Origin of the sequence: Idiomarina sp. T82-3, from assembly GCF_001577655.1 — a bacterium.
GTDB classification, from domain to species: Bacteria; Pseudomonadota; Gammaproteobacteria; order Enterobacterales; family Alteromonadaceae; genus Idiomarina; species Idiomarina baltica.
This window is the reverse complement of record NZ_LSBQ01000001.1, coordinates 1-16,911: the sequence shown is the minus strand read 5'-3', so window position 1 is coordinate 16,911 and position 16,911 is coordinate 1. Positions and strand designations below refer to the sequence as shown.

The 16,911-nt window shown below is 47.9% G+C and carries 12 protein-coding genes; 11 read left to right on the top strand and 1 reads right to left on the bottom strand.

All coding sequences use genetic code 11. From position 1 onward, the window contains the following. Positions 1-5 precede the first annotated feature (5 nt). From AWU56_RS00060 to AWU56_RS00025, 8 genes are all read left to right on the top strand, one after another. Positions 6-1,172, top strand: coding sequence for a nucleotide sugar dehydrogenase (locus AWU56_RS00060; RefSeq protein ID WP_286681425.1), 1,167 nt, complete (start codon positions 6-8; stop codon positions 1,170-1,172). Between the two features lie 74 nt (positions 1,173-1,246). Beyond that, positions 1,247-2,269, top strand: coding sequence for a UDP-glucose 4-epimerase GalE (gene galE / locus AWU56_RS00055; protein WP_006954166.1), 1,023 nt, complete (start codon positions 1,247-1,249; stop codon positions 2,267-2,269). Between the two features lie 14 nt (positions 2,270-2,283). Further along, the gene (gene pgi, locus AWU56_RS00050; RefSeq protein ID WP_286681424.1) at positions 2,284-3,786 is read left to right on the top strand and encodes a glucose-6-phosphate isomerase; all 1,503 of its coding nucleotides are present in this window, start codon (positions 2,284-2,286) and stop codon (positions 3,784-3,786) included. After that, a complete protein-coding gene (gene cysQ, locus AWU56_RS00045) occupies positions 3,786-4,541 on the top strand; it encodes a 3'(2'),5'-bisphosphate nucleotidase CysQ (RefSeq protein ID WP_272977572.1) in 756 nt (251 codons plus the stop codon). Before pgi ends, cysQ begins: the two co-directional genes overlap by 1 nt. Positions 4,542-4,674: 133 nt before the next feature. Beyond that, entirely contained in the window at positions 4,675-6,897 is a 2,223-nt protein-coding gene (locus AWU56_RS00040) for a S8 family serine peptidase (protein WP_286681423.1), read from the top strand. A 23-nt stretch (positions 6,898-6,920) separates the two neighbouring features. Beyond that, positions 6,921-7,406 carry a serine protease external chaperone gene (locus tag AWU56_RS00035; protein ID WP_286681422.1) on the top strand — a complete coding sequence of 162 codons (486 nt, stop codon included), beginning with the start codon at positions 6,921-6,923 and terminating at the stop codon, positions 7,404-7,406. A 122-nt stretch (positions 7,407-7,528) separates the two neighbouring features. Continuing rightward, positions 7,529-8,836: an alkaline phosphatase gene (locus AWU56_RS00030; RefSeq protein ID WP_286681421.1), complete on the top strand. Its 1,308-nt coding sequence runs from the start codon at positions 7,529-7,531 to the stop codon at positions 8,834-8,836. Positions 8,837-8,974: 138 nt separating this feature from the next. Then, positions 8,975-9,373, top strand: coding sequence for a hypothetical protein (locus tag AWU56_RS00025; protein ID WP_286681420.1), 399 nt, complete (start codon positions 8,975-8,977; stop codon positions 9,371-9,373). 25 nt (positions 9,374-9,398) lie between these two features. On the opposite strand, the gene AWU56_RS00020 is transcribed toward AWU56_RS00025, so the two are convergent. Further along, complete coding sequence (locus AWU56_RS00020) at positions 9,399-10,574, bottom strand: DcaP family trimeric outer membrane transporter (RefSeq protein ID WP_272977567.1); 1,176 nt, start codon at positions 10,572-10,574, stop codon at positions 9,399-9,401. Between the two features lie 158 nt (positions 10,575-10,732). Between AWU56_RS00020 and acs the strand changes: the two genes are divergently transcribed. From acs to AWU56_RS00005, 3 genes are read left to right on the top strand one after another with little or no spacing between them, the layout of a single operon-like run. Further along, positions 10,733-12,673, top strand: coding sequence for an acetate--CoA ligase (acs, locus tag AWU56_RS00015; protein ID WP_286681419.1), 1,941 nt, complete (start codon positions 10,733-10,735; stop codon positions 12,671-12,673). A 12-nt stretch (positions 12,674-12,685) separates the two neighbouring features. Further along, positions 12,686-13,318 carry a response regulator transcription factor gene (locus AWU56_RS00010; protein ID WP_286681418.1) on the top strand — a complete coding sequence of 211 codons (633 nt, stop codon included), beginning with the start codon at positions 12,686-12,688 and terminating at the stop codon, positions 13,316-13,318. 51 nt (positions 13,319-13,369) lie between these two features. Beyond that, positions 13,370-16,816 carry a PAS domain-containing hybrid sensor histidine kinase/response regulator gene (locus AWU56_RS00005; RefSeq protein ID WP_286681417.1) on the top strand — a complete coding sequence of 1,149 codons (3,447 nt, stop codon included), beginning with the start codon at positions 13,370-13,372 and terminating at the stop codon, positions 16,814-16,816. Positions 16,817-16,911 lie beyond the last annotated feature (95 nt).

Here is a 16,911-nt window from a genome sequence, read left to right as displayed (position 1 = left end):
GAGAAGTGAAAATTACAGTTGCAGGAACAGGCTATGTCGGTCTCTCCAATGCGGTGCTACTGTCGCAAAATAACGAGGTGGTTGCCTACGATATCGATCCCGAGAAGATCGATTCTATTAACCGTAGGCAAGCACCGATTGTGGATACAGAATTACAGCAGTATTTAACGGAAAAACCATTATTTCTCAACGCCACGAATGATGCAGCAGAAGCATTTAGTGACTGTGATTGGGTGATTGTAGCTACGCCGACAGATTATGATCCGATGACGAATCACTTTAATACCGCGTCGGTCGAAAGTGTCATTCAGCAAGTTATTACAGTCAATCAGGATGCAGTCATTGTGATTAAATCGACGGTGCCTGTAGGTTATACTGAGAAAATAAAACGCCAATTTAATACCAACAATATTATGTTTTCACCTGAGTTTTTACGTGAAGGTAGGGCGTTGTTTGATAACTTATATCCTTCACGTATTATTGTAGGTGAACGCTCCGAGCGGGCAAATTTATTCGCGGGCTTATTGCAGCAAGGCGCGATTAAGCAAGATATTCCAGTTTTGACAACCGATAGCACCGAAGCAGAAGCTATCAAACTATTTGCGAATACCTACTTAGCAATGCGTGTTGCCTACTTTAATGAACTTGATACATATGCCGAAGTCCACGGCTTAGATACGCGGCAAATCATTGAGGGAGTTTGTCTCGACCCTCGAATTGGTGATCACTATAATAATCCAAGCTTTGGTTATGGTGGCTATTGTCTACCCAAGGACACCAAGCAACTCCTCGCAAATTATCATCAAGTTCCGCAAACGCTGATACAAGCGATAGTCGATGCGAATACAACGAGAAAGGACTTCGTAGCGCACCAAATCGCTGCCAAACAACCCGAACACGTTGGTATTTATCGCTTGGTGATGAAAACCGGGTCTGATAATTTTCGGGCTTCCGCTGTGCAAGGAATCATAAGCCGTTTGAAGGAACGTCAACTTAATGTCGTTATCTATGAACCGGTGCTCGAAGAGGAAAACTTTTTGGGATGTGAGGTTATTCGTGATCTCTCAGTATTTAAAAGTAAAGCGGACTTGATTGTGAGTAATCGTCTTACCGAAGAACTCTTCGATGTTGCAGATCGCGTTTACACCAGAGATTTGTTTAATGCCGATTAAACATTAATATCATTTGATAATCTTTCTAGTGAAACAGACATACGCTAATAACTATAGTTTTAAAAGGCCGGTGAATGAATAAGAGTATCCTATTAACAGGTGGCACAGGTTATATTGGCTCCCACACAACCCTCGAACTTTTAAATAACGGCTATGAGGTGGTAGTCATTGATAATCTCTCAAATAGTAGCCGTGAGAGTTTAAAGCGCGTTGAGCAATTGACACAAAAATCCGTGACCTTTGCACAGGTCGATGTGCGTGACGCAGAGGCATTAAACCAAGTATTTGAGAACCATAATATTCAGTCTGTGTTGCATTTTGCTGGCCACAAAGCGGTCGGTGAAAGTGTGGAAAAGCCCATTCAATATTACCAAAATAATGTCGCGGGTACGTTAACGCTGTGTGAGGTGATGGCGCGAAATAATGTATTTGAACTGATTTTTTCATCGTCAGCTACAGTTTATGGAGCAAACGCGCAATCGCCAATTAGTGAGTCAATGCCGATTGGTGCAACGACAAATCCGTACGGAACCAGCAAATATATGGTGGAGCGGATGCTGATGGATCTAGCCGCTTCGGATCCTCGTTGGCGCATCGCTACATTGCGCTATTTTAACCCAGTCGGTGCACACCGATCTGGCCAAATAGGCGAAGACCCCAATGGTATACCGAATAATCTCGTGCCTTTTGTCAGTCAGGTCGCTGTAGGTAAACTCGATCAGTTACAGGTATTCGGTAATGATTATGATACGACCGATGGCACGGGCGTTCGTGATTATATTCATGTTGTCGATCTGGCGTTAGGACATATTGCGGCATTGCGTTATATGGACAGTCACCAAGGTTTTGAGGCCTTTAACTTAGGCACAGGTAAAGGCTACTCAGTCTTGGAAGTGGTGGACGCTTTTGAGCAACAGTCTGGATTGAATATCCCCTATACGGTTGCGCAGCGTCGACCGGGTGATATTGCAAAATGTTTTGCAAACCCAGAAAAGGCGAGCAAGCTGCTAGGTTGGCAAGCCAAGTGTGAATTAGCAGAAATGATGCGAGATACTTGGCATTGGCAGTCGCAGAACCCGAATGGATACGACCAATAAGCGATAGACTCATCATGTTAAAAATAAAAAGCACTGACTCAAACCGCACACTGCTCTCACTTGACGATAGTTATTTATTTGACGACGTTCACGATTGGCGTGCGCAACGCCTTACCGAGATTGACCTTAAACCGGCAAAGCAGCAACTGGTTATTGGCGAATATAAGAACGTGACAGAGGGTCGAAAGGTCACTCATACGTTGTGTAGAAGCCGTGCGGCCATTGAAGCACTTCAACAACCCACTCATTCTTTTACAGCGATTGTAAACAAAATTCGCTCGAGTCAGTGGCTGGGTGTCACGGGAAAACCCATTACCGACGTTGTAAATATTGGTGTCGGAGGATCGGATTTAGGTCCTCAAATGGCAAGTTTTGCACTCAAAGAGTTTGATGATGAATCGTCTTCAAGCGCGGTTGATGTCCACTTTGTCTCATCGATGGATGGTGGGCAGCTATACGCAGTCCTTCCTATCGTTGATCCAGAAACCACGTTATTTGTAATTGCTTCAAAATCATTTGGCACGATAGATACGTTCGCGAATGTGGACACCGTAAAGTGCTGGGTGAATCATGTCATGTCCGAGTCAGCTTGGCTGGAGCACCATGTCATTGGTGTGTCTTCTAATAAGGAGAAAATGACGGCTTACGGTATACCTGAACATCACCAGCTCAGCTTTGACGAAGGCGTAGGCGGGCGTTTCTCGCTGTGGTCCACGATAGGTCTCAGTATTGCAGTGTCTATCGGTATGGCGCCATTTTGTAAGATGTTAGCCGGTGCGTTAGCGGTGGACGAGCATTTTTTAACTGTACCAGATAACGACAACGTACCTGTTCGATTGGCGTTAAATGGTGTCTATTTACGTCAGCAAAAGGGCATCAATAATTTAGCAATTTTGCCTTATGATGGGCGTTTACGCATGCTGCCTTCCTATCTTCAGCAACTGGATATGGAAAGTAATGGTAAGCAGGCCACACGTGACAATAAATCTTTGCATCAGCCGACAGGACCCATTTTATGGGGCGGATTTGGTCCAAATGGGCAACATGCCTTTTATCAACATTTACATCAAGGCTACGATGATTTTGCGGCTGATTTCGTACTGGTTCTTAATCGAAGTGCTACGAGGTTTTCTCCACAAGTAGCAGCCTCTTTGCAACAGCAACAACGGCTCTCTGTGGCAAACTGTCTAGCTCATCGACGCTTGCTGTGGTGGGGGGACAAAAGTGTTGAATCGCCGCGTGATAATTACCCGGGGAGTCATGCATCGAATCTTCTTCTCTTAGATGAATTGACGCCAGAGAGCTTTGGCGCATTGATAGCAGTGTACGAACACAAGATATTCATTCAAGGACTGCTGTGGGATGTTAACTCCTTTGATCAACCGGGTGTTGAGAAAGGTAAAAAGTACGCCCTCTCAGTGCTAGATGCGCTCTCGGATAATCAGAATGAAGACTTCGACGATGTGACTAACGCGTTGATAGATTATTATCGCCAGCATATAAATAGAGACAGCTAATGTTTAAACGCGACGTGATACGCATTGCGCGAGAGGCAGGGGCGGCTATCATGCGGGTAAAGCAAGAGCATTCGCTTCAGATTTCAACGAAAGCTGACGAGAGTCCAGTGACCCAGGCTGATTTAGCGGCGCACCATGTGATTGTCGATGCCTTGCGAAAACTAGCAACAACATACCCTGTGATATCGGAAGAGTGTTGTGATATTTCCTGGAGCCAACGCAAAAACTGGCATCGTTACTGGTTAGTTGACCCCCTAGATGGCACGCAAGAATTCATTAAAGGCAACGATGAATTTAGCGTTAATATCGCGTTGATCGAGCAGGGAGTTCCCATTTTAGGGGTTGTCTATGCACCTGCTTTAGATGATCTTTACTACGGTGAGCGCGATGTCGGCGCAGAGCTTAATGGACAATCGATTACTGCGGTTACTCGAGTGCCAGAAACACTACGTGTGATGATCTCACGTTCACACCCTTCTGAAGAAACCTTAACTTGGCTTGAGCAACTCACGGTGCCTTATGAGACGATTGCAGTGGGAAGCGCACTCAAACTGTGTTGGATTGCAGCGGGCAAAGCAGATTTATATCCTCGCCTAGGGCCCACCAGCGAATGGGATATCGCCGCCGGTCAAGCTGTATTACTATCAGCAGGGGGTGTTGTAAATAAAATTAACGGAGAACCCTTGCGGTATAACCAAAAAGAGTCCTTCTTAAATCCGTCGTTTATCGCTAAAACAAGGGCTTATGTCATATAGTTATGAGAATATGAAATATTAGTAACAACTAATTTACAAAATGTTACATTTTGTTCGATTTGGGGGTTACTAAATATTAACAACTTGGTGTAGGATTGGTGGTCCTGGGTAAAAACACAACAACGAGGTTCCCATGACAACCAAATCTTTCAAGCTGGCCTCTCTGTCAGCAGCAGTGCTTTTAGGCCTCACGGCATGTGGGGGCAGCGATGATACAAACTATGCTCCCGAGGTGAGTGGGCAAAACATTGCGTCAGCACAACAGTGGTCTCCAGTTTCTGGTTCTGTGACCGCTACTGATGCGAATAACGATAATCTAACGTATAACGCAAGAGTTGTTGTTCCTGAAAATTCTGAAGCCCCCGGAACGGTTTCGATTGATAGTAGCGGTCACTTCACTTACTTCCCGCTTACACTGGATCCTGCAACGATTGAAGTGTTAGTAAGTGATGGTGAGTCAACATCGATTGCAAAAATCGAAGTCCAACATGTCGATGGTGACCCGCTTGCCTATCAACAATGGCACCTGCGTAACACCGGGCAATTAGCGTTTGTGCAGAGCGAAGCATTCTTCGACTTCCTGATTAACAGTTTCGGTTACACCCAAGAGCAAGCTTACGACTTGTTCCTAGACCCAACCGTATCAATTGCAGGTAATGACATGAACGTCATTCGTGCATATGCCGAGGGTGCTTATGGCCAAGGCATGATGGTGGGTGTCGTGGATTCAGGTGTAGAAATTAATCACCCTGATCTGCGCGCTAATATCGCAGCAAATAAATCGCTAAACTTGGTTGCTGATGCAACAAATAAGTCGGATCCAACCAGTTCGGCGGTGTTGGGTGACCACGGTACTTCAGTCAGCGGTTTGATTGCCGCAACCGCAAACAATGGTATTGGCGGCCGTGGTGTAGCGCCTCAAGCAAAAGTATTTGGCGTAAATTATCTAGGTGGTAGTGGCACGCAAACTACACTTAACAATGGCTTAAGTCACGGTATCCCCGGTAGTGGAGTGAGTGAAAGCGATCCTGTCATCGCTTATAACCGAAGCTACGGAATTTCTGTACCTTTTGCACTTTATGCCTCAGCAACTGACGAAGCTTTTGCAACTTACTCAATGTTAAACCTCCGTAACGGATTGGGTGCTGTAAACGTTAAGTCTGCGGGTAACTCGTTTGATGACACGGGTTCAGCAGGGTACTTTTCTGATATCTGTAGTGCAACTGGTGCGATAGAATTAGGTTTGAGTTGCCTAAATGGTAACTTGGATCCAAGTAATGCGAGCTTTTTTAACGTTTCGGTTGCAGCTGTTAATGCGGACGGTACACACACAAGCTACTCAACAGCGGGTTCAAATATTTTCATATCAGCACCGTCAGGTGAGTTTGGTGAGTTAGAACCAGCCATGGTTACCACTGACCAATCAACCTGCTTACAAGGCTATTCAAGCTTTCCTTACGGTGACTCGCTTGATGGTCAGGTGGGAGTGCCTGGATATTATGCCGGCATCCAGTCGTTCAATGCTCCAGGCCATCCAGAGAACGTGTCGTGTGACTACACCAGTACGTTCAACGGTACGTCGTCTGCGGCACCAAACACTACCGGTGTGGTCGCTCTCATTGGTTCCGCCAACCCAAGCTTAAGTGCGCGTGAAATTCGTCATATCTTAGCAAGCACAGCGACCGTGATTGACGAAGCTGATCCAGGTGTTGTCTTGACCGTCGGTGATGGCGAGTTCGTTGCAGACGCTGGCTGGATAGAGAATGCCGCAGGTTATAACTTTAACCTAAAATATGGTTTTGGTCGTGTTAATGCCGGTGATGCGGTTCAAATGGCTAAAGAAATGAGCCCTGGCGCACTGGGTCCACTTACGACTTCAAATTGGGTTGACGTTTCTCCAGAAGAGCCAGTTGAAGTACCTGATAATAATGCAGAGGGCGCAACATACACCTTTGATATGGAAGCGGGTATCACCCTTGAAGGTTTAGAGTTTGAACTGACTGTAGCAAACGACGATTTTGACGGTTGCTCATTGTCAACAGCAGGTAACGACATCGCAATCGAGGTGACCTCTCCTGCGGGTACCACAACTCAATTGCTAACAGGTCGTCAGGCACTTAACGTCGGTGCGGATGCTACCTGTAGCGAATATATTCTTGAAGACACGCGCTTCTTAGCAAATGCCTTCTATGGCGAAGACGTAGGCGGCACTTGGACTATCCGTTTAGTCGATACTAACGGCGAAGATTTAATCGCTGACGGTCGGGCGTTAGGTGGCGCAGCAGAAGACACGTTCGCTAATAACTCTACACCTACACGCTTAGAAGCTGTTTCAGTGCGTGCCTTTGGTCACTAATAATTGAGCGCTAGGAGAATAACATGAAAAACGCATTATTAATCACAGCAGTGGCGCTCGGCGTGGCTTCGACCAGTGCGATGGCACAGGACGACGGAAAGTTGCCACACCGCGCAAAAGCGGAAGCGCCTACTAAAGCATTTAACGTAGGTAATGATTACAAAACCTATCGTTTTACCAAGTTACCAGAGGGCGCTGCACCAGTGCTCAAAGGTCGTGGCGATGTACTACTTGCTGGTACCGAGATGACTAACAGCATTACCGGTAAGCCAGCGTTGGTATCGGGTATTATCTCTGTATTAATGAATACCCACGATGCAGACGCCGTTGCTAACCAACTGGGCTTAACTGTTGAACGTGTTTACCCACGTTTAGACTTAGTACTTTTCAAGGCCTCTGAAGGCACTGAAATGCTGGCGTTACGTAATTCTATTAAGGCAATTGAGGGCGTTAATGGAGTTGACGTAGAGATCGTTGAAGAACGTATGACGCCAGATGTATTGAGATAATTTGACAAGGACTGTGTACAGGCTCAAATAGAGATTCCCTGGTGTTTTGAGTCTGACTACATACATTTGTCATAATTTCTCTGCTAAGATTGGCCCCACTAATAGTTAGTGGGGCCTTTTTTATGAAACGAACTTTGATCGCCGCAAGCTTAGTCGCTTGTTCTTTTTCTGCCGCAGCTCAGACTTCAACTGAAGAACCTAATATTATCTATATCATTGGTGATGGTATGGGCTTTGAATATATCAGCGCCTATCGCTATGCAATGTCTGATCTTGAGACGCATACTGTCGCACCGATTGAATTTGATGCTATGCTGACTGGCGCTGCAACGACTTACCCAGAGGACAAAACGTGGGTAACCGATTCAGCAGCGGGCGCGACAGCATTAGCAACAGGTGAAAAAACATATAACGGTGCAATCGGTGTAGATAACGATAAGCACCCACTTAAAACCATTATGGAAATGGCTAAGGACAACGGTTGGGCAACGGGTGCTGTTTCGACCTCTCAAGTCAATCACGCGACTCCTGCATCCTTCTTCAATCATCACCCCTCACGCTACGAGTATAATGAAATCGCTGACTTGATAGCTGAGCAAGTTGTTAATGGTCATCCTTCATTTGACGTGCTGTTGGGCGGCGGACGGAGTTACTTCGAGCGCGTAGATAAAAATTGGTTTGAAATTTTACCTGACTATGGACTAACAATTACGACCGATTTAAATTCGTTGGACGAAATTGACGAAACACCTGTTTTGGGTACGTTCGCTCCAAAAGGCTTGCCTTTTGCGATTGATGGAGACGTCAATGCTTTAGCAAAAATGACTGATGCAGCGTTACGTTTACTTGAGCCAAAAGAAGGCTCATTTGCCCTTATGATTGAAGGCAGTGAAATTGACTGGTGCGGTCACGCTAATGATATTGCCTGTGCGGTACACGAAATGGATGGCTTAAATCGCGCTCTTAAGGTGGTACGAGAATTTCAAGAGAAGCACCCAAATACGTTAGTGGTGATGACGGCTGATCACTCCACCGGTGGACTAACATTGGGCCGTGACGGTGATTATGCCTGGTATTCCGACCGAGTAATGAACATCGAGTCATCGATTAGCTCAATGGTTTCTGATCTGCTTAAACTGGATACTGAGAAGTGGGCCGGTTACGTAGCAGACAAAGTGAACTACGATATGAGTGAAGAGTACATTGATGAGTTGATGTCAGCTGCCGACGAAGATGAGAAAGATCGCAAGGATGCATTGCATGACGCCTTGGTCTACATTACCGGCGACATAACAGGGACCGGCTGGACAACGAGCGGTCATACCGGCGTTGATGTGCCAGTATTTGCTCGCGGTCCTCATAGTGAGGCGTTCCGTGGCTACATGAACAATACAGATATCGCAAAAGCCTTAATCGATATCGTCAAATAGATACTCGGTAAATACCGGTTTTGTGACCGCGTGTATCCTAGTGGGTATGCGCGGTTTTTTTGTAAATAACCTTGATATATACTTGCAAATGAGAAACGTTCGTATTTAAATGGTGTCATCCGTTGAGAGGGAGTAGCTATGAACGTGTTCCGACAGCAAGAATTATTGTATCAACAATTGCGTCAAGGCTCGGGGTATTTAAAACGTGCCCAGTGGCAAGACGCATGCACGGTGCTTAACGATGCGCAAGCCACCGCACTTGAGTTATCCCATGTGCTTTGGTTTGCGAGTAACGCTCAACAGCACTATGCCACAGCAGTCATGCTCGGCTGTGGTGCATATATACATTTAGATGACTTTGAGCATGCGTTGCGTTTGATTCAAACCGCTACGCGACAGTTTGATAGTTGGCTGAGTGATAGCTCGATGCATGAGGCGAGAAAAACCTTATACGCGTGCAGAGCGCAGCTGATTAAAGCATGTCGTCATGTGCATCAAGTCGCTGCCGTGCAGGCACAAAAAAGCAGCACTGAATGAGTGCGGCTTAGTCATAAATCCACGCTTAAAATGCGTATTTTGCCATGAACTGTAAGCGGTTAAGATCACCGTCAAAACCGGCTTCTGTTTCACGCTGTGCTTTTGAAATTTCTGCACCAAACGTCAGATTCGAAGCGGCACTATACATGACGTTAAAAGCTAACCGTTGAGAGTACTTGGTCGAACTACCACCAACCCATGCCTCGGGGTTATCGGCCCAGCCACGTGAGTAAATCACGTTCGAGCGAATTTTGTCGGTCCAAAAATGACGGTAAGCAAACGAAATACCAGTTGAATCGATCGCTTCTAAATCGCCGTTGCCATTAATCACAGCACCATTCCATTGGTTCAGCGCAAGGTAACGACCTAAACCTGACCCGGTTGTGATTGATGCGCGAATGTCGTCCATACCAAAGCTATATTTCGCGCCTAAACTCACGCCGTAACCAAATTCAGTTTCGTCGTCGCCATCACCGTTGACGTCATAGGTCAGCTGACGTAAGAGCGTTGATGCCTGCCAAGTGAGGTTATCGCTCTTGCCTGAGTATTTTAAGGTCACATCCGGCATAAAGCCGTCGCTCGAAACGATACGTCCATTACCATTCGCAATGGTATCAGTGACTGTGGTTTCTGGATTTTCAATCGATACGCTGAAGCCGCCAGAGGTATAGCGGATCTGCGCTTGACGGTTAAAAACGATACCGTCCGTTACCCCGATGAAGTCAACTGACTCACCCAAAATGTTCAGATCTTGGAAGTTTGACCAGGTTTGACCAAAGGTCCAATTTTTGTATTTGATGAACGCGTGACGCAAGCGCGGATTATACGAGTTCGAGATACGTTGATCGCCGTCTGGGGTCAATTGGAAATCCATTTCAACATGGCCGGTCAGTACTTCACCGTTATCGAGTTTCGTTTTTGTGCTGAGGAAAAAACGTGACTCACGTGCACTGAAATCAGTGACCATATCGTCGCCATTACCGCCTACTGGCGTCAGGCTTGGAATATATTGTTGGCGCGCAATGCTGCCACTGGCTGGCGCTTGACCATCGGTGTAGTCAGAAACCATTAAGTCGAGTTTTACGTATCCACCAAAAGATACGTCAGTGTCTGCTGCTTGTGCGCTGATTGATGCGGTGCCAAGCGCCGCTGCAATAGCTGCAGATAATGCAATAGATTGTGTAGAGCGTGCTTTTGCCATGGTGTTCTCCCGTGTGAAAGCCGTCGTTATTGTATTATTCACGTCAGTAATTCTCGGTAATTGGTCAGTTTTTAGCAATCTAGACTATGGTCTAATAGTGTTAATAAAGTGTAGTACGTACAACAGTTACCATCTTGCGAATAAAGGAGGAAGAGGTAATGTCGCAACTGTACAAAGTTCCAGAAAACATAAAAAACACCGCGAAAATTACAAACGACGATTATTTGGAAATGTATCAAGCGTCGATTAATGACCCAGAGGGTTTCTGGCGAGAACAGGGTAAACGAATCACGTGGTTTACTCCATACACCAAGGTCAAAAATACCTCTTTTAGTCCGGGTAACATCAATATTAAGTGGTATCAAGACGGTACGCTTAACGCCTGTTATAACTGTATTGACCGCCATCTTGCCGATAAGGCCGATAAAACAGCCATCATTTGGGAGGGCGACGACCCGAGTGTCGATAAACACATTACGTATCGCGAGATGCATAAAGAAGTTTCCCGCTTCGCCAATGGACTGAAGAAGCTGGGCGTTGGCAAAGGTGACCGTGTGGCGATTTACATGCCGATGGTGCCTGAGGCGGCTTATGCCATGCTAGCGTGTGCGCGTATCGGTGCGGTGCATTCGGTCATTTTCGGTGGCTTTTCTCCGAATGCTATTGCTGATCGTATCAACGACTGTGGTGCTAAGGTGATTATCACCGCCGATGAGGGACGTCGCGGTGGTAGCACCATTGGCCTTAAGAAGAACGTTGACGCAGCGCTCGAAGACGACGCCTGCCCGACTCTGGAGCATGTTGTCGTTAGCCAAGTCACCGAAGGCGTTGTGAATTGGACTGAGGGTCGCGATGTATGGTGGCATGAGCTCATTGCCGACGTCAGCGAAGAATGTCAGCCGGAAGTCATGGATGCAGAAGACCCACTGTTTATTCTTTATACATCAGGCTCTACGGGTAAGCCGAAAGGCGTGGTGCACACCACCGGTGGCTACATGGTGTGGGCTTCCATGACCCATGAATACGTCTTTGATTGTCACGACGACGATATTTATTGGTGTGCGGCGGATGTGGGCTGGATTACGGGTCACTCGTACATTGTTTATGGGCCCTTTGCGAACGGCGCAACCTCATTAATGTTTGAAGGCGTACCGACGTATCCGGGTGTCGGTCGTATTGGAGAGATCGTCGATAAACATCAAGTATCGATTCTTTATACAGCGCCAACGGCGATTCGTGCGCTGATGGCAAAAGGCGATGAAGCTGCGAAAACCTCAACACGTGAATCACTCCGTGTACTGGGCAGTGTGGGTGAGCCGATCAACCCAGAAGCATGGGAGTGGTATCACAAACGCATTGGTAACGGTCAGTGTCCGATTATGGATACGTGGTGGCAGACTGAGACCGGCGGCATCATGATTACGCCGTTGCCAGGCGCGACCGATTTAAAGCCAGGCTCAGCGACGCGACCTTTCTTTGGTGTCAAACCGGCGCTGGTCGACGGCGAAGGTAACAAACAAGAAGGCGAGGCTGAAGGTGGCTTGATCATTGAGGACTCATGGCCGGGCCAAATGCGTACGCTGTGGGGCGATCACGAACGCTTTGAGCAGACCTATTTCTCGACCTACAAAAATGTCTACTTTACCGGTGATGGTGCCAAACGCGATGCCGATGGCTATTACTGGATTACCGGGCGCGTCGATGATGTCTTGAACGTTTCAGGTCACCGCTTAGGTACTGCTGAAATTGAGAGCGCGTTGGTTGCACACAGTGCGGTCGCGGAAGCGGCTGTCGTAGGCTTCCCGCACGATATCAAAGGGCAGGGCATTTACGTTTATATTACGCCGGTCGATGGTGTTGAGGTGACCGATGAACTGACCAAAGAGGTACGCAACTGGGTACGTTCAGAGTTAAGCCCGATTGCGACGCCGGATATCTTGCATTGGACGAAAGGTTTACCTAAAACACGGTCAGGAAAAATCATGCGTCGTATCTTGCGCAAGATCGCAGCTAATGAGTTTGATAATTTAGGTGATACCTCTACGCTTGCCGATCCAAGTGTGGTAGATTCTTTGATAGAACATCGTAAGAATCAATAACCTAAAGCGCTCATGGCAAAATTTCTAATAGCAGATGACCACCCGCTGTTTCGCGAGGCGCTTCAACGCGCGCTCGCGAACCATTTCGAAGAATTGACGCTGCGTGAAGCCGAGGATTTAGACTCGACACTCGCCGCGCTTAATGAAGACGATGACGTGGATCTTCTGCTGTTGGACTTACACATGCCGGGTAGCGGCGACCTGTATGGTCTTATTCGGGTGCGGGAAGATTATCCAATGCTTCCCGTTGCCATTATCTCGGGTTCTGAAGATGCATCCATCGTGGCTAAATGCATCGGTTTTGGCGCCCTGGGATTTATCCCCAAATCACTTCCTTCAGCGCAAATAGCCGAAGCCATTAGCACCATACTGGATGGCGATACTTGGGTCCCAAAGGACAACCGTGACCGACTCGATGGTATTTCAAACGAGGATCAAGAGCTGGCGCGTAAAGTTTCAGAATTAACACCTCAACAATATCGCGTGCTGCACTTTCTACACGAGGGACTACTCAATAAACAAATTGCGTATCAGCTCAACATCACTGAAGCGACTGTTAAAGCGCATATCACCGCCATCTTCCGTAAGCTTGGGGTTTATAGCCGTACGCAAGCTGTCCTAGTGGCTGAACGTTTGCAATTGTAGACTGCGCACGATGCGCAAGAAAATCACGATGCAATTACTGAGGATTCACCCATGACTTGGATACTCGTACTGGCCTCACTACTTTATGTTGTGTTTCTTTTCGCCATTGCGAGTTGGGGTGATAAAACGAACTCATGGGCGAACAAACTGAGTCATCGCCCGTTTGTTTATGCCATGTCGCTTGCGATTTACTGCACCAGTTGGACCTATTACGGCGCGGTGGGTAATGCGGCTGTTGATGGTTGGGCATTCTTTCCTATTCTGCTCGGTCCGATTTTGCTGTTTACCTTTGGTATCCGAGTGCTGAAAAAGCTCGTGTCGGTGAGTAAGCAGCAGAATATTACCTCGATTGCCGACTTTATCTCGTCACGTTATGGCAAGAAGCGGCGGTTAGCCGTGGTGGTGACCTGCATTGCAGCGCTTGCGATTGTGCCTTACATTGCGCTGCAGTTAAAAGCGGTTGGCTTGAGCTTTGCGGTGCTAACCGAAAGTGATTCGATCACCAGTGAGTTTTCTCTAAAAGAGCTTGGCGCAGCTGCCTTGATGGCGCTATTTGCTATGCTATTTGGTACCCGTCATGTCGAGGTGACAGAGTACCGCAGTGGTATGATGTTAGCGATTGCGGTTGAGTCGATGATAAAGCTCACTGCGCTCACAGCCGCGGGTATTTTTGCCTGGCATTTACTGAGCGAACAGCCTAGTTTCGATTGGACTCAAACATTTTCGGCGAGCGTGAATCCACATTGGAGTCTGGCGAGTTTTGGCTCTTTTGAATTTATCGTACAAACCTTTATGGCCGCTGGCGCGATACTCTGCTTACCGCGCCAATTCCACGTTGCTGTGGTCGACAATGTTGATATCAAACATTTGGGTACTGCACGGTGGGGCTTTCCTGTTTACTTAGCGCTGACAGCGTTGGCCATTGTGCCGATCGCTTTGGCGGGCAGTTTGTTGTTGCCCAACTATCAAGATGGCTCCACGTTTGCGTTGCAACTTCCACTGTTAAAAGACCAGCTTTGGCTCTCGCTGATTATCTTTATTGGCGGCATCTCTGCGGCCACTGCGATGGTGATTATTGCATCGGTGACACTGAGCACCATGATTACCAACGACGTGATCATGCCGATCTTGTTGCAGCGTGAGTCGCGTTTGCCACTGCGTGAGCGGCGCCGCGAGTATGACCGTAGTTTGCTTCTTTTTCGTCGTGTGGCGATTGGCGTCACCATGGCATTGGCGTTTCTTTGTTATTACTTTTGGGCGGCACGCACTAATTTAGTCAGTATTGGTTTACTTGCCTTCTCTCTAGTTTTACAGCTGTTGCCCACGCTCATTGGGGCACTGTATTGGCGGCGTGGTCATGCCCGAGGTGTCTATGCGGGGCTCGCTGCCGGCTCAATTGGCTGGATAGTGAGTGTATTGATACCACTCTACAGCGATGCGTTGCTCTCCGACGTTGAGATCATCACCCGTGGCACGGTAATTTCGCTGTTGATGAACAGCTTTGCCTATATTGCCTTCTCGTTGCTGTCGCGGCCACGATTAGTCGATCGCATTCAAGCGACTGCATTCGTAAAACCACGTGCATCTTTACCCGATAGTCCGCTGCATAAAAACCGGTCAGCGACTAACGCGGATATGTTGCTGCTGCTGAAGACTTTTTTAGGGGCGGAGCGCGCGCAACAACTGATGCGGTACTACCAAGCACCCAACGAATCGGTGTCCTTGCGTGCTGAAGCCGTTGCCGACCAGAACTTAATTAATTACGTCGAACGTGCGATTGCGGGTGTTTTAGGGTCTGCGACGGCGCGCTCTTTAGTCGAGGCGGCATTGCGCGATAGGCAACTCAACCTTGAGGAAGTGGTTCACTTCTTTGATGACACCACCCAAGCGTTACAAACCCAGCAGTCGATTCTGTTTAGTTCGCTAGAGAACTTAGCGCAGGGCATCAGTGTTGTTGATTCGGAGTTGCGCCTGGTCGCGTGGAATAAACGCTATACCGACCTATTCGACTATCCAGAAGGTATGGTGAGACCGGGTCAGCCGATAGCGACACTAATCCGTTATAACGCCGAGCGAGGCGAGTGTGGTCCCGGTGAAGTCGAAGAGTTAGTGAGTAAACGCTTACGCTACATGCAAATGGGTTCTGCGCACCGGTTTATTCGTCGCCGCGCCGACGGTCGCGTGATTGAAATGGTAGGTAATCCGTTACCAAGTGGTGGATTCGTAACCAGTTTTACCGATATTACCGAGCACGTAGAAACTCAGCAAGCGCTCGAGGATGCCAATATCGACCTTGAGCAACGCGTCGATACGCGGACGCAAGAGATCCGCGAAATCAACCAAGAGCTCACCGCTGAAATTGATCGACGCCGTGAAGTTGAGAAAGAACTGAAAAAGGCAAAAGCAGAAGCTGAGGCGGCAAACGCATCAAAAACGCGGTTTTTAGCACTAGCTAGTCACGATATCTTGCAGCCACTCAACGCGGCACGACTGTATCTATCGGCGGTGAATGAGGATGAGCTATCAGAACGCAATCAAGGCTTGTTGGGTAAGTTAGATACGGCGTTGGGGTCTACTGAACACTTGTTATCGACACTGCTCTCGATTGCAAAAATGGACCAAGGAGCGCTTAAGCCACAGTTTAAACATGTGATGTTAAGCAGTGTTTTAAAACCGTTGATTGAAGAGTATCACGTCCTGGCGGAGCAGCGACAACTTGAGTTCCGGGCGTTTTATGTGGATCGCCCGGTGTATACCGATCCAACTTATTTGCGCCGTATTGTGCAGAATTTTTTGTCGAATGCCATTAAATATACGCCTAAGGGTAAAGTGTTACTCGGTGTACGTAAGCGGGGTGACTACTTACAAATCGCGGTGTGGGATACCGGGCCGGGCATCGCTGCTCAGCAGCAGAACAAAATCTTCGACGCTTTTTATCGGATTCAGAACCAAACGGTGGATGGTGTTGGCTTGGGCTTGAGTGTTGCGCAAAGAATGAGTGAGCAGCTCGGCTGCGAACCGCAAATCCGCTCGGTTGAGGGTAAAGGCTCGTGTTTCTCGGTGACGATACCCTTAGGTCATCACGCACAAGTGGTCGCCAAACGCACCGAACAAACGGACCAAACACCGACAGCGGAATTGAGCCTGCTTGTGGTCGACGACGATAAGGATAACCTCAGTGCTGTTAGCGCACTGCTAGAAAAGTGGAACTGTCGCGCGGTAACCTGTCGCTCTTACGCAGATGCTATTGCCTATGCAGAGGCCAACGAGCCGTTAGACGGTCTGTTGCTTGATTACCAACTCGGCGGTGACGACGGCATTCAGCTGGCGAGCGCGCTCCGTACCATTTGGCAGCGTGACTTACCCGGTGCACTGGTCACCGCCATGCGCGATGACCACGTGAAGCGCAACGCGCGCCAAGCCGGCCTGCACTTCATGCCCAAACCAGTCAAACCCGCCGCCCTCAAAGCCCTCCTAAAATACATCTCCTCGCGGTAGGTCGCGCATTTTGCGCGACGATGCACAAGCCCACCTGATGAAAGTATCGGGTCGTACGCATCGCAGTAGGTCGCGCATTTTGCGCGACGATGCAC